The 19174-nt window shown below is 61.1% G+C and carries 21 protein-coding genes and 1 tRNA gene; 15 read left to right on the plus strand and 7 right to left on the minus strand.

All coding sequences use genetic code 11. The features are described from left to right. Nucleotides 1–105: 105 nt before the first annotated feature. Entirely contained in the window at nt 106–852 is a 747-nt protein-coding gene (locus tag LOL23_RS14105) for a tetratricopeptide repeat protein (RefSeq protein ID WP_237173765.1), read from the minus strand. A 153-nt stretch (nt 853–1005) separates the two neighbouring features. Here LOL23_RS14105 and cysS point away from each other — a divergent pair, with 153 nt between their 5' ends. From cysS to LOL23_RS19200, 8 genes are all read left to right on the plus strand, one after another. After that, complete coding sequence (gene cysS, locus LOL23_RS14110; protein WP_160979069.1) at nt 1006–2463, plus strand: cysteine--tRNA ligase; 1458 nt, start codon at nt 1006–1008, stop codon at nt 2461–2463. Nucleotides 2464–2475: 12 nt separating this feature from the next. Beyond that, nucleotides 2476–3123, plus strand: a complete 648-nt coding sequence (locus LOL23_RS14115) for a DNA-3-methyladenine glycosylase family protein (RefSeq protein WP_160979071.1) — start codon at nt 2476–2478, stop codon at nt 3121–3123. A 35-nt stretch (nt 3124–3158) separates the two neighbouring features. After that, nucleotides 3159–4121: an acetyl-CoA carboxylase carboxyltransferase subunit alpha gene (locus LOL23_RS14120; protein WP_160979073.1), complete on the plus strand. Its 963-nt coding sequence runs from the start codon at nt 3159–3161 to the stop codon at nt 4119–4121. A 6-nt stretch (nt 4122–4127) separates the two neighbouring features. Then, complete coding sequence (gene tilS, locus LOL23_RS14125) at nt 4128–5174, plus strand: tRNA lysidine(34) synthetase TilS (protein ID WP_237173766.1); 1047 nt, start codon at nt 4128–4130, stop codon at nt 5172–5174. A gap of 250 nt (nt 5175–5424) precedes the next feature. Continuing rightward, nucleotides 5425–6693: an aspartate kinase gene (locus LOL23_RS14130; RefSeq protein WP_160979077.1), complete on the plus strand. Its 1269-nt coding sequence runs from the start codon at nt 5425–5427 to the stop codon at nt 6691–6693. Between the two features lie 154 nt (nt 6694–6847). Next, nucleotides 6848–6940, plus strand: a tRNA-Ser gene (locus tag LOL23_RS14135). Nucleotides 6941–7091: 151 nt separating this feature from the next. After that, nucleotides 7092–7868: a tyrosine-type recombinase/integrase gene (locus LOL23_RS14140; RefSeq protein ID WP_255772772.1), complete on the plus strand. Its 777-nt coding sequence runs from the start codon at nt 7092–7094 to the stop codon at nt 7866–7868. Continuing rightward, nucleotides 7868–8455, plus strand: coding sequence for a YjaZ family protein (locus LOL23_RS19200; protein ID WP_500797217.1), 588 nt, complete (start codon nt 7868–7870; stop codon nt 8453–8455). Before LOL23_RS14140 ends, LOL23_RS19200 begins: the two co-directional genes overlap by 1 nt. Here the strand turns inward: LOL23_RS19200 and LOL23_RS14145 are convergent. The 3 genes from LOL23_RS14145 to LOL23_RS14155 form a co-directional block, all read right to left on the minus strand. Continuing rightward, nucleotides 8348–8914 carry a transposase gene (locus LOL23_RS14145; protein WP_237173768.1) on the minus strand — a complete coding sequence of 189 codons (567 nt, stop codon included), beginning with the start codon at nt 8912–8914 and terminating at the stop codon, nt 8348–8350. The two genes, LOL23_RS19200 and LOL23_RS14145, sit on opposite strands and share 108 nt — an antisense overlap. A 48-nt stretch (nt 8915–8962) precedes the next feature. Further along, nucleotides 8963–9175 (minus strand): hypothetical protein, encoded by a 213-nt coding sequence (locus LOL23_RS14150; protein ID WP_160979084.1) that lies wholly within the window; start codon nt 9173–9175, stop codon nt 8963–8965. Between the two features lie 123 nt (nt 9176–9298). Next, the gene (locus LOL23_RS14155; protein WP_160979086.1) at nt 9299–9481 is read right to left on the minus strand and encodes a hypothetical protein; all 183 of its coding nucleotides are present in this window, start codon (nt 9479–9481) and stop codon (nt 9299–9301) included. Nucleotides 9482–9617: 136 nt separating this feature from the next. Here LOL23_RS14155 and LOL23_RS14160 point away from each other — a divergent pair, with 136 nt between their 5' ends. Together LOL23_RS14160 and LOL23_RS14165 are read left to right on the plus strand one after the other, a co-directional pair. Beyond that, nucleotides 9618–11000 carry a chloride channel protein gene (locus tag LOL23_RS14160; RefSeq protein ID WP_237173769.1) on the plus strand — a complete coding sequence of 461 codons (1383 nt, stop codon included), beginning with the start codon at nt 9618–9620 and terminating at the stop codon, nt 10998–11000. Nucleotides 11001–11029: 29 nt separating this feature from the next. Continuing rightward, complete coding sequence (locus tag LOL23_RS14165; RefSeq protein ID WP_160979088.1) at nt 11030–11926, plus strand: HpcH/HpaI aldolase/citrate lyase family protein; 897 nt, start codon at nt 11030–11032, stop codon at nt 11924–11926. A gap of 146 nt (nt 11927–12072) precedes the next feature. Here the strand turns inward: LOL23_RS14165 and LOL23_RS14170 are convergent, their stop codons facing one another. After that, nucleotides 12073–12687, minus strand: a complete 615-nt coding sequence (locus tag LOL23_RS14170) for a transglycosylase SLT domain-containing protein (RefSeq protein ID WP_160979090.1) — start codon at nt 12685–12687, stop codon at nt 12073–12075. A gap of 183 nt (nt 12688–12870) precedes the next feature. On the opposite strand from LOL23_RS14170, the gene LOL23_RS14175 reads away from it, so the two are divergent. The 4 genes from LOL23_RS14175 (at nt 12871) to LOL23_RS14190 (ending at nt 16680) form a co-directional block, all read left to right on the plus strand. Continuing rightward, the gene (locus LOL23_RS14175) at nt 12871–13854 is read left to right on the plus strand and encodes an NUDIX hydrolase (protein ID WP_160979092.1); all 984 of its coding nucleotides are present in this window, start codon (nt 12871–12873) and stop codon (nt 13852–13854) included. Between the two features lie 263 nt (nt 13855–14117). Further along, complete coding sequence (gene nadC / locus LOL23_RS14180) at nt 14118–15017, plus strand: carboxylating nicotinate-nucleotide diphosphorylase (protein WP_237173770.1); 900 nt, start codon at nt 14118–14120, stop codon at nt 15015–15017. Nucleotides 15018–15102: 85 nt separating this feature from the next. Further along, a complete protein-coding gene (locus tag LOL23_RS14185; protein WP_237173780.1) occupies nt 15103–16056 on the plus strand; it encodes a tripartite tricarboxylate transporter substrate binding protein in 954 nt (317 codons plus the stop codon). Between the two features lie 33 nt (nt 16057–16089). Next, nucleotides 16090–16680 carry a phenylacetic acid degradation protein PaaY gene (locus tag LOL23_RS14190; protein ID WP_160979098.1) on the plus strand — a complete coding sequence of 197 codons (591 nt, stop codon included), beginning with the start codon at nt 16090–16092 and terminating at the stop codon, nt 16678–16680. Here LOL23_RS14190 and LOL23_RS14195 read toward each other — a convergent pair. Together LOL23_RS14195 and tnpA are read right to left on the minus strand one after the other, a co-directional pair. Further along, nucleotides 16677–17819, minus strand: coding sequence for an alpha-hydroxy acid oxidase (locus LOL23_RS14195; RefSeq protein WP_160979348.1), 1143 nt, complete (start codon nt 17817–17819; stop codon nt 16677–16679). The genes LOL23_RS14190 and LOL23_RS14195 overlap by 4 nt on opposite strands. A 260-nt stretch (nt 17820–18079) precedes the next feature. Continuing rightward, complete coding sequence (gene tnpA / locus LOL23_RS14200) at nt 18080–18496, minus strand: IS200/IS605 family transposase (protein WP_237173771.1); 417 nt, start codon at nt 18494–18496, stop codon at nt 18080–18082. A gap of 21 nt (nt 18497–18517) precedes the next feature. Here tnpA and LOL23_RS14205 point away from each other — a divergent pair. Further along, nucleotides 18518–19174 (plus strand): RNA-guided endonuclease InsQ/TnpB family protein (locus tag LOL23_RS14205; protein WP_237173772.1); only part of this gene is annotated, 657 nt, incomplete at its 3' end.

Below are 19174 nucleotides of genomic sequence, written 5' to 3' on the forward strand. Positions count from 1 at the left end.
GCCCGGCCCCGCTGAAGAACAGCGCCGGCAGCGCCGCGCAAACAACGATGCTCAGAACGGCCGCCGGCCGGGCGAGCATGCGGGTGGAGTGTACTAGGAAAGTATTCAACGCTTGATGATCCTTGTGGTTTCCTCTGCCCGTGCGGCGGCATCGCTGACACCCAGGCGTGCGGCATGCTCGAATTCGCGACGCGCCAGCATAAGATCGACATCGCCCAGGTTGGCTCGCGCCGTGGCATAGTTGGGATCGGCCGCCAATGCCATGTTCAAGGCCTCGCGCGCCATGTCGAGCTTGCCTTGCTTGACGTACTCCGACGCGAGGTTGTTCCAGGGTTCGGGCAGCTCAGGGTATGTGGTTGTCATGTGACGGTAGACATCGATCGCTTCATTGTGCCGCTCCAGCCCCGCCAACGCGCGGCCATGCAGGAACATAAGCTGTACATCAGTGCCGATGCCGCCCTGGTCGGCCAATTGTGTTTCACGTTTTTCGATGATGCCGAGCGCCTGCTGGTAGTCGCCCTGGTCGATCAGCGCCTGAATGCGGTCGGTGATCTGGGAGGGTGTCAGGGGAATGCTTGTGTCAACCTTTGGGGTGGCCGCTTCGAGCAGGCGAGCCAATGCTTTCCATCCTTTCTGAGGCTCCGGCTGATCGTCGAACAGCGGGCCGGTAGCATGCCGTACCGGCAAAGCAATGGTGTCGCCACTGAAAACAGGGTTGGCTGGACCCACCCCGATGGTCGCGTTAAGATCGACATGTGGTGTCAGCGCGGCCATTTGGGCCTGGCTGGCGCCAGACGCCACAGCCCCTGCTGCCAGGGCAATTGTCAATACATAAGGTGAAATTCGAGCCACGGGTGGTGCGCCTTCTGTAAGTACTGTAAGGGCTTGCTATACTAATCGACCGCCATTTTAGCCTTGCCTGCTGTCTCGAATCGAGTTTACAGCATGCGGTTCTATTGTTGACCAGGGCGCCGGGCTCCGACTGATATTCGTTTTTGATCGCACATGCTGCACATTTATAACACCCTTTCTCGTACCAAAGAGCCATTCAAAACCGTTGAAGCGGGCAAGGTGCGCATGTATGTGTGTGGCATGACAGTCTACGATTTCTGTCATCTCGGCCATGCGCGTATGCTGGTCAGCTTCGATGTCGTGCAGCGTTGGCTGCGGGCCAGCGGCTACGATGTCCGCTATGTGCGCAACATCACCGACATCGACGATAAAATCATCCGCAAGGCGGTGCAGACGGGCCAGCGCATGAGCCAAGTCACTACCTTCTACATTGATGCCATGCACGCCGACGAGCGCGCGTTGGGCGTGCAGACGCCCGACTACGAACCTCGCGCCACCGAGCACGTTGGCGATATGCTCGGCATCATCAGCTTGCTCGAGCAAAACGGCCTGGCTTACCGCTCCGACGACGGTGACGTCAACTACGCCGTGCGCCACTTCGAGGGCTACGGCAAGCTGTCCGGCCGTTCGCTCGACGACCTGCGCGCTGGCGAGCGTGTGGCCGTGTCCGCGGGCAAGCACGATCCGCTCGATTTCGTGCTCTGGAAAACCGCCAAAGAAGAAGAGCCACCCGAGTCCAAATGGGAGTCCCCGTACGGCCTGGGCCGGCCGGGCTGGCACATTGAATGCTCGGCCATGAGCAAGGCATTGCTTGGCTTGCCGCTCGATATCCATGGCGGCGGCCCCGATCTCAAATTCCCGCATCACGAAAACGAAATCGCGCAAACCGAAGGCGCATTCGGCGGTACTTTGGCGTCGGTGTGGATGCATTGCGGCCCATTGATGGTGGATGCCGACAAGATGTCCAAATCGTTGGGTAATTTCCGCACCATCCGCGCCACCATCGCGGCAGATGCCAAATTGCCCGACAGCAGCGCCAACTATCGCGCCAATCCGCGCGAGGCCGAAATGCTGCGCTTCTTCATTGTGCGCAATCATTACCGCAGCCCGCAAAATTACGCGCCCGACAACCTGCTTGATGCGCAGAACGCACTTGACCGGCTGTATCAGGCATTGCACAACGTGCCGCCTGAGTCTGTCGAGATCAATTGGGACCATCCACATCCGCAGGCCTTCCGCGCCGCCATGGATGACGACTTCAACACATCGGGCGCGGTCGCCGTGCTGTTCGAGTTGGCCAGCGAGGCCAATCGCACCCAATCAGCGCACGCCAGCGGCCTGATGCGCGCGCTGGGCGGCCTGCTCGGTCTGCTGCAGATGGATCCGGCGCAGTATCTGCGCTCGCCCAGTCGTTATCTGCAGCGCGCCGGTGGCGCAACGGTGGGCGAGGCGCTGGCCGACGAGGCCATCGACGCGCTCATCGATGAGCGGGCGGCGGCCAAGAAGGCCCGCGATTTCGCCCGTGCCGACGAAATCCGTGCGTCGCTGCATAAGCAGGGCATCGAACTCGAAGACAAGCCGGGTGGCCTCACCCAGTGGCGTCGCGCGTAACGGGGCGGTTTCATGTCAGACAGTATCGTGCCCGATAACGTCAAGCCCCTATTTTGGGACGAAGCCTCCGCTCATTTGATGGGCCGCGACCGCATCCTTAAAAAGCTCATCCCGCAGCATCGCACCGAATGGCTCGCTGCGCCCGGCACGCCTTTCGTCACGCTGGCCCGCGCCATCGTTGGCCAGCAGATTTCCGTGAGCGCCGCCAATACACAATGGGCGCGCTTCATCCAGGCATGCGGGCGCACGCCTACGCCGCGCACCGTCATCCGAGTCGCCGAGGCCGGTATCCGCGAGCTTGGCCTGTCCAAGCGCAAGGCCGAATACATTCTCGATCTCGCGCTGCATTTCGCTGATAAAAAGGTCAAGCCGTCCGCGTGGCAGGGCATGGACGACGAAGCCGTCATTGCCGAACTGTGCGCGATTCGCGGCATCGGCCGTTGGACGGCTGAAATGTTTCTAATCTTCAACCTGCAGCGGCCAGATGTCCTTCCCCTGGACGACCTGTCTCTGCTCAAGGCAATTTCGCTACACTATTTCAGTGGCGAACCCGTGTCGCGCTTCGAAGCGCGGGAAGTTGCCCAGGCTTGGGCGCCGTGGCGTACAGTCGCCACTTGGTATCTCTGGCGCAGCCTCGACCTTGCCTGCGTACGCTACTGACAACGCATTGCCTCATTCGGGATAACATAGCTCCTATGCGTAATACCTACCTGGAATTCGAGCAGCCGCTGGCCGAGCTCGAGAACAAGATTGAAGAGTTGCGTTTCGTGCAAACCGACTCTGCCGTCGATATCTCAGAAGAGGTCAGCCGGCTGCAACAGAAAAACCAGGCATTGGCCAAGAGCATCTATGCCAAGCTCACGCCTTGGCAAACGGCCCTGGTCGCGCGGCATCCGCAGCGGCCTTACACGCTCGATTACCTGCGCGAGCTTTTCACCGATTTTCACGAGTTGCACGGCGACCGCATGTATGCCGACGACCAGTCCATCATTGGCGGCCTGGCGCGTTTCAACGGCATACCCTGCATGGTCATCGGCCACCAGAAAGGCCGCGACACCAAAGAGCGCGCCATGCGTAACTTCGGCATGCCTCGCCCCGAAGGCTATCGCAAGGCGCTGCGCCTCATGCGTCTGGCCGAAAAATTCAAGCTGCCCATCTTTACCTTCGTCGACACCCCGGGCGCGTATCCCGGCATCGGTGCCGAGGAACGCGGGCAATCAGAAGCCATCGGCCATAATCTGTACGCCATGGCCGAGCTCAAGGTGCCCATTATTGTTACCGTGATCGGCGAAGGTGGGTCTGGCGGTGCGTTGGCCATCGCCGTGGGCGACGTTGTCATGATGCTGCAATATGCCACTTACGCGGTAATTTCACCCGAAGGCTGCGCCTCCATTCTCTGGCGCAGCGCCGATAAGGCCTCGGTAGCCGCCGAGGCGCTCGCCATCACGGCGCCGCGCCTCAAAGAACTCGGCCTGATCGATCGCATCGTCAACGAGCCTGTCGGCGGCGCGCACCGCGACCCAGCCATGATGGCTCGCCAGCTCGGCCGGGCCTTGTCCGATTCGCTGCGCCAGGTGCAAGGCTTGTCCACCGAACAACTTCTTCAGCAGCGCCTGGCCCGCCTGATGTCTTACGGTCGCTTCCAAGAAGCCGGCTAAACAGCCATGCCTGACGCGGCGTTCTGGCAAACGCCCGCTAGCGGGCCACTGCTGCGGGCCATTGCGAGCGCGCTGGACGGGCTTGCGCAGGGCAGCGCAGTGAATGCGTCCATTGCCGTCGCGCTCAGCGGCGGGGCCGATTCCGCCATGCTGGCCGCGCACGCTGCGCGCGTTGCGCGCCAGCGTGGCTTGGCCTTGCATTGCCTGCATGTGCATCACGGCCTGCAAGCCAGCGCCGACGACTGGCAGGAACACGCCCATACGCTGGCGCGCTTGCTTGGTCTGTCATGCCACACCTGTTATGTGCGTATCGAGGCGGCCGCAAGCCGCAGCGACGGCATCGAATCCGCCGCGCGCGATGCCCGCTATGCTGCGCTGGCTGGCTTGGCACATGCCCTGGGCATACAGCATGTTCTGCTGGCGCATCACCTCGACGACCAAGCCGAAACCGTGCTACTGCGCCTGCTGCGCGGGGCAGGGCCTACGGGCTTGGCCGCCATGGCGCCGCTTACCGTACGAGACGGCATTACCTACGCGCGCCCGTGGCTGGACATCCGCCGCGACCTCATTCTGGCCCAGGCGGGCGCCTTTGCCCGGCACACGGGCTGGAAGCCAGTGCAGGATCCCACCAATGTCGACGAGCACTACACCCGCGCTGCTGTGCGCGAACGGTTGGCCCCAGCGCTCAATGATCGCTGGCCGGGCTGGCAGGACGCTCTGGCCCGCCATGCGCGCCAGAGCGCCGAATTGCGGGACATCCTCGATGAGGTAGCGGCGCAGGATTTCGCGACACTGGCGCCGTCCGCCGACGGTACTGATTTTTCGCTGGCGGCTTGGCGGCTGTTGTCGGCGCCGCGCCAGGCGCTGGTCTTGCGCCACTGGCTGGCAGGCCTGGGCCTGCGGATGCCCACCGACGCGCGCCTGCGCGATCTCATGCGCCAGCTCAGGCAGTTGCATGCCTTGGGGCATGATCGGCAGATGCAGGTCAAACACGGCGACTACCTGATCGTGTGTAAGCGGGGAAGGGTGGGTGTGGAGCGCGCGGTCTATTGATCTGTTTGGCTGGCGCGGCGTGCGCATGCCGGTGGTGGCCATGTCCCGCGTTCCTTGCGCACCGGGCCTTGCTGATTTCGCCGGCGCATGCTGCGGCTGGCAAGCTTGGCCCGCCGTACCGCACTGCGCCGACAGCGCCTGCGAAAAACGCTAAAATAGCCCGTTTGCCTATCTGCGTCGGGGTAAAGCCGGCACGTTCAGCGCGGATCCAGGCTTTTCACTGATGTCATCCATTAACGCAGAGTAAAAGATGTCCCTGATCGTTCACAAATACGGCGGCACTTCGATGGGATCCATCGAGCGCATCCAGAATGTCGCCCGCCGCGTCGCCAAGTGGCAGGCAGCCGGGCACCAGGTTATCGTGGTGCCGTCCGCCATGTCAGGCGAAACCAACCGCCTGCTGGGCCTAGCCAAAGAAATCACGCCCCAGCCCGATACCCGCGAGCTCGATATGCTGGCAGCCACGGGTGAACAGGCCAGCAGTTCCCTCTTGGCCATGGCGCTGCTGTCGCAGGGTGTGCCCGCGCGCAGCTATGCTGGCTGGCAGGTGCCGGTGCGCACCGATTCCTCGTACACCAAGGCCCGCATCGAATCGATCGACGACTCCCGCATCCGCGCCGATCTTGACGCCGGCCGCGTGGTCATCGTCACCGGCTTTCAAGGCGTGGACGCAGAAAACAACATCACCACGCTGGGGCGCGGCGGCTCCGATACCTCCGCAGTGGCCGTAGCCGCCGCGCTGGGCGCCGACGAATGCCTCATCTTCACCGATGTCGACGGCGTCTACACCACCGATCCGCGCGTCGTGCCCGAAGCACGCCGGCTCAATGTCGTCTCCTTCGAGGAAATGCTGGAAATGGCCTCGCTGGGCTCCAAGGTGCTGCAGATACGCTCGGTCGAATTCGCCGGCAAATACCGCGTGCCTGTGCGTGTGCTCTCATCCCTGACCGACCCCATGATTCCGCTCGAAGAAGAAATGTCTTCGGGCACACTGATTACTTTCGAGGAAGATAAGAAAATGGAAGCTGCCGTTGTTTCGGGCATCGCCTTCAGCCGCGACGAAGCCAAGCTTACCTTGCTGGCCGTACCCGACAAGCCGGGCGTCGCATTCGCCATCCTGGGCCCCGTCGCCGCTGCCAACATCGATATCGACACCATCGTCCAGAACCAGTCTGTGCAAGGCACGACTGACTTCTCCTTCACCGTCAATCGCAACGATTTTGCGCGCACGCTCGATCTGCTCAAGAACCAGATCGCGCCCGCCGTCGGTGCCGCCGAAGTCGTTCCCGACGACAAGGTCTGCAAGGTGTCCATCGTCGGTATTGGCATGCGCAGCCACGTCGGCGTCGCCAGCCTGATGTTCCGTACGCTGGCCGAAGAAGGCATCAACATCCAGATGATCAGCACCAGCGAAATCAAAACCTCGGTCATCATCAACGACAAGTATATGGAACTTGCCGTGCGCGCCTTGCACAAGGCCTTTGGCCTCGACCAGGACACGCCCACCGTCAAGCTTTGATCGTTACATAGGCCGGCACCGTGCCCCACATGTGCCGGCCGTCCGCATGATCGCTGCGGCGCGTGTCCAATCCACACCAAGCCGCACACGCAAGCATGGCCCGCGTTCCATGCAGAATGCCAAAATATCATGCTAGAATACCGGACTTGAATTCGGAGACATGGCCGAGAGGTTGAAGGTACTCCCCTGCTAAGGGAGCATACGGCTTATACCCGTATCGAGGGTTCGAATCCCTCTGTCTCCGCCAATTCATTTTCCACAACAGTGGATCACAACACAGAAACCCGCATGTTTAAACGCATTGCGGGTTTTTTATTATCTATGGCCGTATACGACAGTGTATGGACATACAGCGTTAGCGGGGGGGTATATTGGGGGGTATCTGCTAAATCTTCAGTTTGGATACCCCAAAATGGCCTTATCCGATACCACCATTCGACAGAAAGCCCGCCCCCAGGCCCGTTGCGTTCAAGCTGGCCGATAGCGGCGGGCTGTTCCTTTATGTGACTCCGGCGGGTTCCAGGCTATGGCGTTGGAAGTATCGCCACAGTGGCAAAGAGCGCTTAATGAGTTTTGGCGCTTACCCTGATGTATCACTCGCCCAGGCGCGTGAGTTGCATAGACAGGGCAGGGCCGTCCTAGCTACGGGCATCGACCCAATGGCTGAACGCAAGGCGGAAAAGCAGACTGATACCGTGACCTTTAAAGCGGTAGCCGAAAAATGGCATCAGCACTGGAAACCCGGCAAGACGCCCAAACATGCCAAGGACGTTTGGCGCCGCTTGGAACTGGATATTATATTGCCGACATTGGGCAGGGTGCCGGCTGGCGATCTGACGGCGGCCCAGGTTCGCGACTGCGTGAAGGCTATCGAGGCGCGGGGCGCGCTGGACATCGCCAAGCGCCAGCTACAGAAGTGCAGCCAAATCATGCGTTATGCGGTGGCCCACGACTTGGCCGAGCGCAACCCGGTGGCCGATATTCAGCCATCTGACATTTTGCCCGCACGTAAGAAGCGCAACTATGCGCGCCTGGATGCCAAAGATTTGCCGCAGTTGTTGCGGGACATGGACGGTTATGTGGGCGGTGAGCATACCCGGCTGGCCCCTTCAACTGATGGCGCTCACTTTCGTGCGCACCGGCGAATTGATCGGTGCCAAGTGGGGCGAATTTGATGCGCTGGAAGCCGCACGTTGACGGAGCGGGCAAGGCGTACCCCCTGAACCATCTACATCCATTTCGCTATACGTTGGCCGTTAACCACAGCGCGGGGCCGGTCGAGGTTGAAATACGCGTGGCGTTCGCCATGCATTGCTTTACCCGTGCCCGTGCTGATGGTGATGATGACAGCCATCTGTACCGCGATGCCCGTGAAATCCGCAGCTTTTGCCCTGATCGATATGCCTTGTCCTGGCAGTTACCTGATATCGCCCGTACCTTGACTGAAAGGCGGTGCAGTTTTGCCAAGGCTGATAACTATGTGACCATCGATATGCAAGCGGTAGACGGGGTGGCCGCCCAGTACGGCGTCTTTTTCAACGTCATGCGCAAGGATGGCAATGCTGTGCTGTTGACCATCCAGAGTGCCTACCAACTGGGGGCCGGCAAACAGGTGCCTGGGCGCGGGTCGGTTAGATTTGCTCGTTTGGTGGAATTAACCCTTGCCAGGATCAAGCCACGGGTGCCGCGTTACCATCACGATGACGCGCACGTGCTCCTTGCCCGGCAATCGCTTCAAATAGCTGCGCAAGCTTGCCTCTGAGCGCCCCAGCACGACATCGAACACCTTGTGGTGCTTCAAATCGACCAACGTGGTGGCGTAGCCCTTCTTGCGGCTAAAGAAGTGCTCATCGATACCCAGCACCTGTGGGCAGGCTCGGCCAGAGAGCTCCGAGACCCGTTGCTTGATAAAGGACTGGTACCAGCGCTCGACGGTGGCGCTACCGATCCGGTGCGTGCGCGTCAGTTGGCGTTGGCTCACGCCCCCATCGTGGGCCTCGAAGACCTCCAGGCGATACGCCTCGGTGGCTCGGCGCCGGGGCCGGATGCCCGCAAAACGGTGGCGAAAATAGCGATTGCAGTCGGTGCAGTGATACTTGGGTACGGCCAGGTGCAGCACCATCAGTTGATTGCCCTGGCGAGTGTGCTTGAGCGTACGCGGGTGCGTCGCTTTAATCCGTACCGCCTCTTGCTGGCAATGGATGCACGTGTTTCTTTGCAAAAACGAGTTTAATGAATGTCGCTGTCTCCCTTTAACGATGAAGAGCCCCTAGTCATCATGCCACCGCCGCTGATGGCGCCATGGCCAGCCGCGGTGGTGATGCCACCCCCAATCGTGGTATGGCCGATACGGCTCAACATACCAATCATCGTACGGTTCGATATACACGCCGCCATAGTAGTGATGGCGGTAATAGCCATCGTCATAGACGACACAGCCGCCCAGCGTCAGCAACAGTGCGGCGATTGCCAGGATCTTCATTGATATCTCCGGGGTGTTCATCTGGTCTGGCGCAATTCGGCACCTGATCGCTGGAGCACCTGCCCGGGCAGGTCAGGGGGCAGGCTTATACACGGCGGGCCTGTGTTCCTGCATCGACCGCCTTCAGGGGCGGCGCGCGCCCTGGCCGCGATTGCGCTGGCTCAGTTGATCCTGGCTGGAGCCGATCTGGCTGGTGTGACCGTCCTTCTTGCTGCGGTTCTGCTGGTCACCGTGGCTTTTTTGCTCTTCGCGGCGAGTATCGTCGTTTTGTGCCTGTTCGCGTTGCGGGGTTTTTGAAGCGTTCATGATGGACTCCTTGTGACGCTGGGCCGCCCAGTGTCAGCAAGTGATGTGCCTGGTGTCTCCCGAAACTCGCATGCGGCGCGCCAGGGCGTCGCCCGAAACACGCTAGAATGATCGGCTCACATGAATTCCAAGACGCATGCGCCGCTTCGACTACATTGAGCTCGCCGTCATGCTCGCGACCGTCGTGCAATGGGTGGTCCTGGCAACGATCACCGGTATCATCGTCGGCACGGGCACGAGCCTGTTCCTGCACGCACTTTTCTTTGCCTCTGGAAAAACCGCAGGCGTTACACCATGGCTAACAATGATTTTGTTGCCGCTGGGCGGTCTGTGCAATGGGCTATTGCTGCATTATGGTTATCTTCGCCTTAATACAACCGGCCTCAAAGACTCTGTCATTGCATCCGTGCACAGCCAAGGCGGCCATATGCCGTTCAGAACCCTGCCGATCAAACCATTGGCCGCCATCATCACCCTGGCCTCGGGCGGTTCAGCGGGCAAGGAAGGCCCATGTTCACATATCGGCGGTACCCTGGCCTCGGGATTGGGCCGGGTACTGGGTGTGAACTCGGAAGTACAAAAGCGTCTGGTGGCCTGCGGTGTTAGCGCCGGTTTTGCCAGCGTATTCGGGACACCGATCGCGGGCGCTATATATGGCGTAGAGGTGCTGGCAATCGGTCGAATTCGGCACGATTTTCTGTTTCCGGCCATCATCGCGGGGGTCGCATCTTTCGAGATCAGCAAAATGTGGGGAATCCCGTACGAACACTACGATCTTGGGTTGTTACCTACGTTCTCCGAGATAGTTTTTCTCAAGACGATCATTATCGGCATCCTTTGCGGTGTGGCGGCGTGGATTTTCGTCGACCTGGTGGGGGCCAGTCGCTCGGGCTTCACGGCGCTGCGTAATCGTTTCAATATCTGGCCGCCGCTCATGCCTTTGCTGGGCGGGCTGCTGCTTGCGCTGCTTACCCTGTTGGTGTCTACCGACTACCTTGGTTTGAGTCTGCCCATGATGGACAATGCGTTGCATGGCCAGCCCTCCCCGTATTTCGGGTTTTTCTGGAAGGCGCTGCTGGTGGCGATAACGTTGGGCTCCGGTTTCTATGGCGGTATCGTCACGCCCCAATTCGTCATCGGGGCAATGGTCGGGAGCGCGTTCGCGCCGTTGTTGGGGATCACCCCCGCGCTGGGGGCGGCGGTCGGGTTGGTGTCCGTGGTTGCGGCGGCGTCCAATACGCCCGTCGCTGCTATCCTGATGGGGGTAGAGCTGTTTGGCGGGGTGGCGGGCACCGTCTATGTGGCGGGGGCGAGCATTGCGGCTTACTTGGTCATCGGGCATCGCAGTGTTTATCCAGACCAGATTCTCGCGTATTCGAAATCGTCCTGGATGCATGTGCCGCCCGACCTGCCGATTGGCACCGAAAAAGCACGGCTGTCTTATGGTTTGCTCAGGTCGCTTAGCCGATACCGCGTGGGGCATTGGATCAGGCAGCACAAAAAAAATCGAAAACCGTAACTTATGTCGACATAGACGAGGAAGTAATCATGGCTGATATCAATCTCTGGCGTTCGTTGCTATTCGTGCCGGCGTCCAGCGACCGTTTCATTGAAAGCGCAATGCGGCGCAGTGCCGACGTTCTGCAGCTCGATCTCGAAGACAGTGTAGCGCCACAGGACAAGGAAATGGCGCGCCGCAAAGTGGCCGAGGTGGCGCCGCGCTTTGTGCAGGCGGGTTTCGATGTGGTGGTGCGCATCAATCGGCCGTGGCGCATGGCGCTTACCGATATCGAGCACTCGGTGTGTGCGTCGGTGGCCGCATTAACGCTGCCCAAGGTGCCTGATGCCTCGTATATCCGCTATATCGGCGAGGTGCTGGACGAGGTCGAGGCCGAGAAAGGGTTGCCCATTGGCCACACCCGCCTGATCGCAATGGTTGAAGATCCGCAGGGCCTGGAAAACATGCGCGATATCGCCCGCGCACCAAGGATGTGCGGCCTGATTGTTGGCGCGGAAGACCTTGCCGCCACGATGCGCATGGCGGTCAGCGATGATTCACTCTACATCCCCAATGCGTTGGCTGTGGCGGCCTGCCGCGGTGCGGGTATCGTGCCTATTGGTTTCGTTGGCTCGGTGGCCGATTTCAATGACGAAGGCGTGTTTCGCGACAAGATCCGGCGCGCCCGCGGTCTGGGTTTTGATGCGGCGTTCTGTATCCATCCCAAGCAGGTCGAGATCGTCAATGAGGAGTTCTCGCCGCGCATCGAAGCAGTGGAAGAGGCACGTGCATTGGTGGTCGAATTCGAAGCCCAGAAGGCCGCCGGCAGGGCGGCCTGCACTTTCAAGGGGCGGATGGTGGATATGCCCGTCGTGATCCAGGCGAAGCAGCTGATCGAACGCTACGACGCCTTTGCCGCCCGCGCGGCCCGCAGGTCAGCGGCGTAGCGGGCGCGGGGTAGGGGGCTGCTGCGTCTTGCGGCTGCATAGCGCGGCGTCGTCGGTTGGTGTTCGCGACGCCGCACGCCTGTTTCCAGAGGGGCTGGCCAACCAGGGGCGGCGAGCAGCGTTGCAGGTGAAGGGCTGCTGTCTCGTCAAAGATCAGTTTTGCACGACCTGTACTGTGCGCCAAAGCGCTCGGCGCGGGCCTGCACTTGCCCGGCCACGCGCTTGAGCCAGGCCTTGCGGTCGTAGCTGCGGGTGCGAAACCCCGTCCAACCTTCGTGGTAGTTCAGGTACTGGTTGTACGCGTCCCACTTCGAGGTGCCATTCAGCCGCTGGGCTTTGTTCATATACCAGCCCATGAAGTCCAGGGCGTCGCCGAAGTTATCGCGACTGGCCAGCCAACTGCCCGCTTCCTGCTTGTAGTCGCTCCAGGTTTCATCTTTGGCTTGCGCATACCCATAAGCGGAACTGACTCGACCCCAAGGGATAAACCCCAGCAGATAGCGGCGCGGTGGCATCGCGTCATGGCGAAAGCTGGATTCCTGGTAAACCACGGCCAGCGCGACCTGTGGCGGCACCCCCCATTTGCGTTGCGTTGCCAACGCTGCATCGTGCCAGTCGGGTTTCTCGCGAAAAATCGCACAGATATTTTCGGGATTCTGGGGCGGTGTTGTGGCGCAGCCAGCGGCTAACGCCACCAATGACAGCAGCGCGAGGCGCGCGGGCCGGGCAAGTGGAGAGGGGTTGGTTCTTATTGATAGCATCGTGGAGGTTCGGCCGGCAGGCAAAAGGGCATTGCTGCCGTGAATGTCAGGCACCGAAATATCTCGTTACCCTAACACAACCTTGCAGGCGCCTTCAATCGCAGGGCGCCGGCATGGCATGCATGCTGGAGCATATGTTGCGCGCACGCCATTACCTATAATGCTGTTTTCCCTCCATCGACGATGTCTGTGCCATTGCAGAATACCCAGTCTCCTCTACACCCTGCCGAAGCCGTGCATGCCGAGCTCGTCGCCGTGCTGGTTGCCGTCAGCCAGGGGCAGCCCCGCGTGCTGGTTCGTGGCAACAGCCACGCCTTGCCGGCCGGCCCGCTTGAATCATCGCATCGATCATTGCAGGCTGGGCTCAGGGCCTGGGTCGAGGCGCAAACGCACCACCCGCTCGGCTATATCGAGCAGTTGTATACCTTTGCCGATCGCGACCGCGCCAACCGCGAAGGGCAGCGTGTGATTTCTGTCAGCTATCTGGGTCTTACCTGCGAACGCGATCCCGCCACCCTGGCCGGCGATGCAGAACTGGACACCGGCAACTGGCAGGATTGGTACCGTTATTTTCCCTGGGAAGACTGGCGCGGCGGCACGCCGGGCATGGTCACCCATCAGATCCGGCCCGCTTTGCTTGGCTGGAGCGAGGCGCCTGACGATGCCGCCGCACGTCGTCAGCGCCGTCAGCGTGTCGTCGACACCTTTGGCCGCGAGGATGATGACTGGAACGAAGAACTCGTGCTGCAGCGCTACGAGCTATTATTCGAGGCCGGGTTGGTGCCCGAGGCGCGTCAGCGCCTGGAAGCAGGCGTTCAGGGGCTGCCGCAGCCTATCCCGGGGGACGTCATGCTGCATGACCACCGTCGTATTCTTGCCACTGCCATGGCGCGCCTGCGCGCCAAGATCCGTTATCGGCCTGTGGTGTTCGAACTGATGGCGCCCGAGTTCACGCTGCTGCAACTGCAGCAAACCTTCGAGGCTGTGGCGGGCCGCAGCCTGCACAAGCAGAATTTTCGGCGTTTCATCGAGCAGCAGGCGCTGGTCGAGGAAACCGGCGCCATGGCGCGCGGTACGGCGGGCCGGCCGGCCAAGCTGTTCCAGTTTCGTGGCGACGTCATGCGCGAGCGTGCAATCGCTGGCAGTAAGTTGCCGCTGGCGCGCTGATCTTGCGTTAGCGCTATCGTCATTCCGCTGGGTGGAGCGCACGGCTCATAACTCACGTACTCCGCCTCTATTCCGGCCTCTGAGCGTTTGGAACCCAGTGATACGGATTCGGTTCGCTCTTGACCGTGCATGAAATGCAACATCCACGCTTGACGATCAATTATGCTCACTGCTAGCATAAGTAATCAGCCAGCCTAGGCTGGTGATGCTGTAGGGCAGGATGCGCCATTCTGCTCGTTTTTATTTTCCAGTTAATACTCAAAATGAGCATAATTGATCTCGACACCTCTTTGAGCACCGGCCAACAGGTGGTCGTGCCGCCATTGCCCGCTGTCATGCTTGAGCCGCTGGTGCGTGATGCCCTACGCGAAGACCTGGGCCGGGCAGGCGACCTGACCTCGGACGCAATCGTGCCTGCGCATGTCTGCGTTCGCCTAAAGCTTGCCGCGCGCCAGCATGGTGTGCTTGCAGGCCTGGACCTGGCGCGCATTGCGTTCCGTACCATGGACCCCGATGTGGTGATTTCCGCCCTGCGCGAAGACGGCGCGCGCCTGTTGCCCGGCGACGATATCGCTATCATTGAGGGCAATGCCAGGGCCATGCTGGGCGCCGAACGTACAGCGTTGAACCTGTTGTGCCATCTCAGCGGCATCGCCACGGCAACCGCGTCTATTGCAGACGCAATCCGCCCGTACGGTACCCGTGTGAGTTGCACGCGCAAGACGGCGCCTGGCCTGCGCGCAGTGCAGAAGTATGCCGTCCGCGTGGGTGGTGGCAGCAACCACCGCTTCGGGCTGGACGATGCCGTCCTGATCAAGGACAACCATATCGTGGTGGCGGGGGGCGTGGCTGAAGCTGTGCGGCGCGCGCGCGCTTATGTTGGCCATATGGTGCGCATCCAGGTTGAAGTGGACACGCTCGAACAGCTCGACGAGGCGCTGGCGTTGAATGTCGAGGCTGTTCTTCTGGACAACATGGAGCCCGATATGTTGCGCGAGGCGGTCCGCCGGGTGGATGGCCGTGCAATCACTGAAGCATCGGGGCGAATCACTGCTGAAACCGCCCCCGCCGTGGCCGCCACGGGCGTCAACCTGATTGCTGTGGGTTGGATCACCCACAGTGCGCCGGTGCTTGATATCGGCCTGGATGCCGAGTATGCCTGAGGTGAAACGTACCCCGTCGCGTCCGCGCAAAGCCTTGCGAGTCGTGAGCGTGGCCCTGGGTGCGGGCGCGCTGGCGCTTGCAGCGATGGTGGGCGCCGTGCAGTCGCGCGGCCAAGCCGTCGGTGCCGGGGCACACGATGTATTTCCAGATCGGCCTATTACCTTGGTCGTGACATTTCCGCCCGGCGGAGGTACCGACACGCTGGCGCGCCGCCTGGGCCAGCGGCTGGAGTCTGTCCTGGGCCAGCCGGTGATTGTCGAAAACCGCGCTGGCGCCAGCGGCAATATCGGCGCCAATTGGGTTGCCCGTGCCCGCCCGGATGGTTATACCCTGCTGGTCGTCAATAGTTCCTACGCGATCAATCCGGGTGTCTTCCGCGAGTTGGGTTTCGATCCGGTGCATGACCTGCGCGGCGTCATCAATGTGGCCTATGTGCCTTCTGTATTGGTGACCAAGCCCAACGCACATTGGTCCGACCTGGGCAATGCGCTCGAAGATCGCGGTGATCTGGAGCGACCCGCGCCATCCTTTGCCAGTTGCGGCAATGGCACGCCTCAGCACCTTGCAGGCGAAATGTTGATGGAACGTGCGCAGGCCGCTTGGCTGCATGTGCCCTACAAAGGTTGTGGCCCCGCACTGGCGGCCGTTACCGCAGGCAATGTCGATTTTGCGATCATTACCGCGTCAAGCGCGATCCCGCTTATCAATGCGGGGACGCTGCGGCCGTTGGCGGTAACCTCGCCGGCGCGATCCACACTGCTGCCGCGGGTGCCCACGGTTGCCGAGGCTGGGTATCCTGGTTACGCGTTGGACCAGTGGCACGGTTTGCTGGCGCCCGCTGCAACACCCGATGCAGTCATTGAGCGTTTGAATCAGGCAGTGGCTGACGTGATGCGTGACCCAGGCATGGTCGCTGGGCTCCGGGCGGTCGGCTATGCCACCACGACAACCAGCGCTGCGGCATTCCAGGAAATCATCGAGGGCGACATCACGCGTTTTGCCGCCTTGACGAAGAAAATGGGCTTGCGGGTAGACTAGCGACTGGTGCAATCATAACCAGGAGACGCCCGCATGATCACTGTATACGCCATCAACGGGGTGATACCCGTGGTGGATCCCTCTGCGTTCGTCCATCCCACCGCAGTGCTGATCGGCGACGTCATCATCGGGCCGGGGGTGTACGTGGGCCCTGCCGCCTGCCTGCGCGGGGATTTCGGGCGCATCGTGATGAACGCTGGCTCTAATGTGCAGGATTGCTGTGTGATTCACGGCGTATCCGAAAACGACACCATCATCGAAGAAGATGGCCATATTGGCCATGGTGCGGTGTTGCATGGCTGTCGCATCGGCCGCAATGCGATGGTGGGCATGAATGCTGTGGTGATGGATCAGGCCGACGTGGGCGAGGAAAGCATCGTGGGTGCCATGGCTTTCGTCAAAGCTGGCATGGTGATCCCTGCGCGCAGCCTGGTGATGGGTGCGCCTGCGAAAGTGGTGCGCCAGCTCGATGACGCCGCTGTGGCGCGCAAATCAATGGGTACGCAGCAATACAAAGACCTGGCGGTGCGGTCGCTGGCCACCATGCAGGCTACAGCGCCGCTGCCGGCACCCGAATCCGGGCGCCCGCATATCGCGCAGGTACTGAAGGGTGGTGCCGGCTAATCGAAGATATCGCCATTGACCAGGATAGACCGGTCAACCTTGCGGATGTCGGTGTGCCCGCAAAATGCCATGGACACATCCAATTCGTTCGCCAGCATCTGCAGGCAGCGCTGCACACCCGGCTGCCCCATGGCGCCGAGTGAATACAAGAACGCGCGCCCGATCATCGTGCCGCGCGCGCCCAGCGCGACGGCCCGCAGAATATCTTGCCCAGACCGGATGCCGCCGTCCACGAACACCTCGATATCCTTGCCTGCGGCCTGAACTACAGCCGGCAGGGCGGAGATGGACGATGGTGCGCCGTCGAGCTGGCGGCCGCCATGGTTGGAGACAACCAGCGCATCTGCACCGCACTGGGCGGCAATGCGCGCGTCGGCGGCATCCATTACGCCTTTCAGGATTAGCTTGCCGCCCCAGCGTTTCTTGATCCATTCGATATCGTTCCAGCTCAGTGTTGGGTCGAACTGGCTGGCGGTCCAGGCCGACAGCGAGCCGACGTCGGACACCCCCTTGGCGTGGCCAATGATGTTGCCGAAGCCGCGGCGTTGTGTGCCCAGCATGTCGATGCACCAGCGCGGCTTGGTAAGCAGGTTCAGCAGATTGGCCAATGTGGGCTTGGGCGGCGTCGATAAACCGTTCTTGATGTCTTTGTGGCGCTGGCCCATGACTTGCAGATCGAGCGTGAGCACCAGCGCCGAGCAGGCGGCGGCGCGCGCGCGGTCGATAAGGCGGCCGATGAAATCGCGGTCGCGCATTACATAGAGCTGGAACCAGAACGGCCGCGACGTATGCGCAGCCACGTCTTCGATCGAGCAGATGCTCATCGTGGAAAGTGTGAAGGGGATGCCGAAGGCCTCGGCCGCCTTGGCTCCTAGAATCTCGCCGTCCGCGTGCTGCATGCCTGTCAGGCCGGTGGGAGCGATCGCCACTGGCATGGCAACATCTTCGCCTATCATCGACGTGCGCAGATTGCGCGATTCAATATTCACGGCCACACGCTGTCGGAACTTCAATCGCTCCAGGTCGGTTTCGTTGGCGCGATATGTGGATTCCGTCCATGAGCCCGAGTCCGCGTAATCGTAGAACATGCGTGGTACACGTCGCATGGCCAGGCGGCGGAAGTCTTCGACACAAGTCATCTGGGCGGGGGTGGGCAAGGCGGGCTCCTGGGGCGAGATTGTTGGACCATGTGCACACGGCAGGGCGGCACAACCTGGCGCGCAGGACGTGCGGCCCCTGCCGGGCTACATTATCGCCGGCTCGGGCGGTCCGGGGCGTATTATTTTTTGTGGCCTTATTTTATGTGGCTTGTGGTGATCCGCCTTGATCAGGTGCGCGGCAAACCTCCCCCTTCAGGGCGGGGAAGGATAGCGCGGACGGCGAGCCGTCCTTTGGGTGGTCAGTGCGGCGTCCGCTGCTGTTCGATGTACTGGCGGATGACGTCGATGGGCGCACCGCCACAGCTACCGGCAAAATAGGACGGCGACCATAACGCGCCGCCCCACAGCTTCTGGCGAATGCTGGGGTGGTTTTTCTTGCGGATCATTCGGCTGGATACGCCCTTCAAGCTGTTGACCAACGCCGAAACAGAAACCTTGGGAGGGTAGTTCACCAGCAGGTGAACATGGTCATCCTCGCCATCGAACTCAGATAGCTGCGACTCGAAGTCGGCGCAGACGCTGGCGAAGATGCTGCGCAGGTCGTCCAGTATCTCTTTGGTGAAGACGTCGCGCCGATACTTGGTCACAAAGACCAAGTGAACGTGCATCAGGAAAACGCAGTGTCTACCCTGGCGAATATCGTTGTCGTTGTTCATAGACCAAACTATACTATGCCCATGCAACGCCTCCAAGCCTTCAAATACGAACTTCGGCCAGATGGCCAGCAAACACGCCAGATGGCGCGTTTCGCGGGTTCCTGCCGGTTCGTTTACAACAAGGCGCTGGCGATGCAACAAGCCAACCATGAAGCGGGCGGCAAGTTCATCGGCTACGTGGCGATGGCCAAGGAACTGACCGCCTGGCGCAACGGCAGCGAAACGCCGTGGCTCAAGGATGCGCCCGTGCATCCGCTGCAACATGCGCTCAAGGACTTGGAGCGGGCCTACAAGAATTTCTTCGCCAAGCGAGCGGCATTCCCGCGCTTCAAGAAGAAGGGCCAGCGGGATCGCTTCCGCTACCCCGACGCCAAGCAGATCAAGCTCGATCAGGTCAACAGCCGCATCTTCCTGCCCAAGCTGGGCTGGCTGCGCTACCGCAACAGCCGTGATGTGCTGGGTACTGTCAGGAATGCCACTGTCAGCCAATCGGGTGGCAAGTGGTTCGTGAGCATCCAGACCGAGCGCCAAGTCGCGCAGCCCATGGCGCAGTCCAGCAGTGCTATCGGCATCGACATGGGCATTGCCCGCTTTGCCACGCTGAGCGACGGCAGCTATCTGGCGCCGCTGTCCAGCTTCAAGAAGCACGAAGCCCGTCTGCGCCGTGCGCAGCAGGCG

It is taken from the genome of Paracandidimonas lactea, assembly GCF_021653995.1.
Lineage (GTDB): Bacteria > Pseudomonadota > Gammaproteobacteria > Burkholderiales > Burkholderiaceae_B > Allopusillimonas > Allopusillimonas lactea.

Coding starts and splice junctions, on each gene's coding strand:
- cysS (WP_160979069.1), top strand. CDS start 1,006: ATGCTGCACATTTATAACACCCTTTCTCGTACCAAAGAGCCATTCAAA.
- LOL23_RS14115 (WP_160979071.1), top strand. CDS start 2,476: ATGTCAGACAGTATCGTGCCCGATAACGTCAAGCCCCTATTTTGGGAC.
- LOL23_RS14120 (WP_160979073.1), top strand. CDS start 3,159: ATGCGTAATACCTACCTGGAATTCGAGCAGCCGCTGGCCGAGCTCGAG.
- tilS (WP_237173766.1), top strand. CDS start 4,128: ATGCCTGACGCGGCGTTCTGGCAAACGCCCGCTAGCGGGCCACTGCTG.
- LOL23_RS14130 (WP_160979077.1), top strand. CDS start 5,425: ATGTCCCTGATCGTTCACAAATACGGCGGCACTTCGATGGGATCCATC.
- LOL23_RS19200 (WP_500797217.1), top strand. CDS start 7,868: ATGCGCTGGAAGCCGCACGTTGACGGAGCGGGCAAGGCGTACCCCCTG.
- LOL23_RS14150 (WP_160979084.1), bottom strand. CDS start 9,175: ATGAAGATCCTGGCAATCGCCGCACTGTTGCTGACGCTGGGCGGCTGT.
- LOL23_RS14155 (WP_160979086.1), bottom strand. CDS start 9,481: ATGAACGCTTCAAAAACCCCGCAACGCGAACAGGCACAAAACGACGAT.
- LOL23_RS14160 (WP_237173769.1), top strand. CDS start 9,618: ATGCGCCGCTTCGACTACATTGAGCTCGCCGTCATGCTCGCGACCGTC.
- LOL23_RS14165 (WP_160979088.1), top strand. CDS start 11,030: ATGGCTGATATCAATCTCTGGCGTTCGTTGCTATTCGTGCCGGCGTCC.
- LOL23_RS14170 (WP_160979090.1), bottom strand. CDS start 12,687: ATGCTATCAATAAGAACCAACCCCTCTCCACTTGCCCGGCCCGCGCGC.
- LOL23_RS14175 (WP_160979092.1), top strand. CDS start 12,871: ATGTCTGTGCCATTGCAGAATACCCAGTCTCCTCTACACCCTGCCGAA.
- nadC (WP_237173770.1), top strand. CDS start 14,118: ATGAGCATAATTGATCTCGACACCTCTTTGAGCACCGGCCAACAGGTG.
- LOL23_RS14185 (WP_237173780.1), top strand. CDS start 15,103: ATGGTGGGCGCCGTGCAGTCGCGCGGCCAAGCCGTCGGTGCCGGGGCA.
- LOL23_RS14190 (WP_160979098.1), top strand. CDS start 16,090: ATGATCACTGTATACGCCATCAACGGGGTGATACCCGTGGTGGATCCC.
- LOL23_RS14195 (WP_160979348.1), bottom strand. CDS start 17,819: ATGACTTGTGTCGAAGACTTCCGCCGCCTGGCCATGCGACGTGTACCA.
- tnpA (WP_237173771.1), bottom strand. CDS start 18,496: ATGAACAACGACAACGATATTCGCCAGGGTAGACACTGCGTTTTCCTG.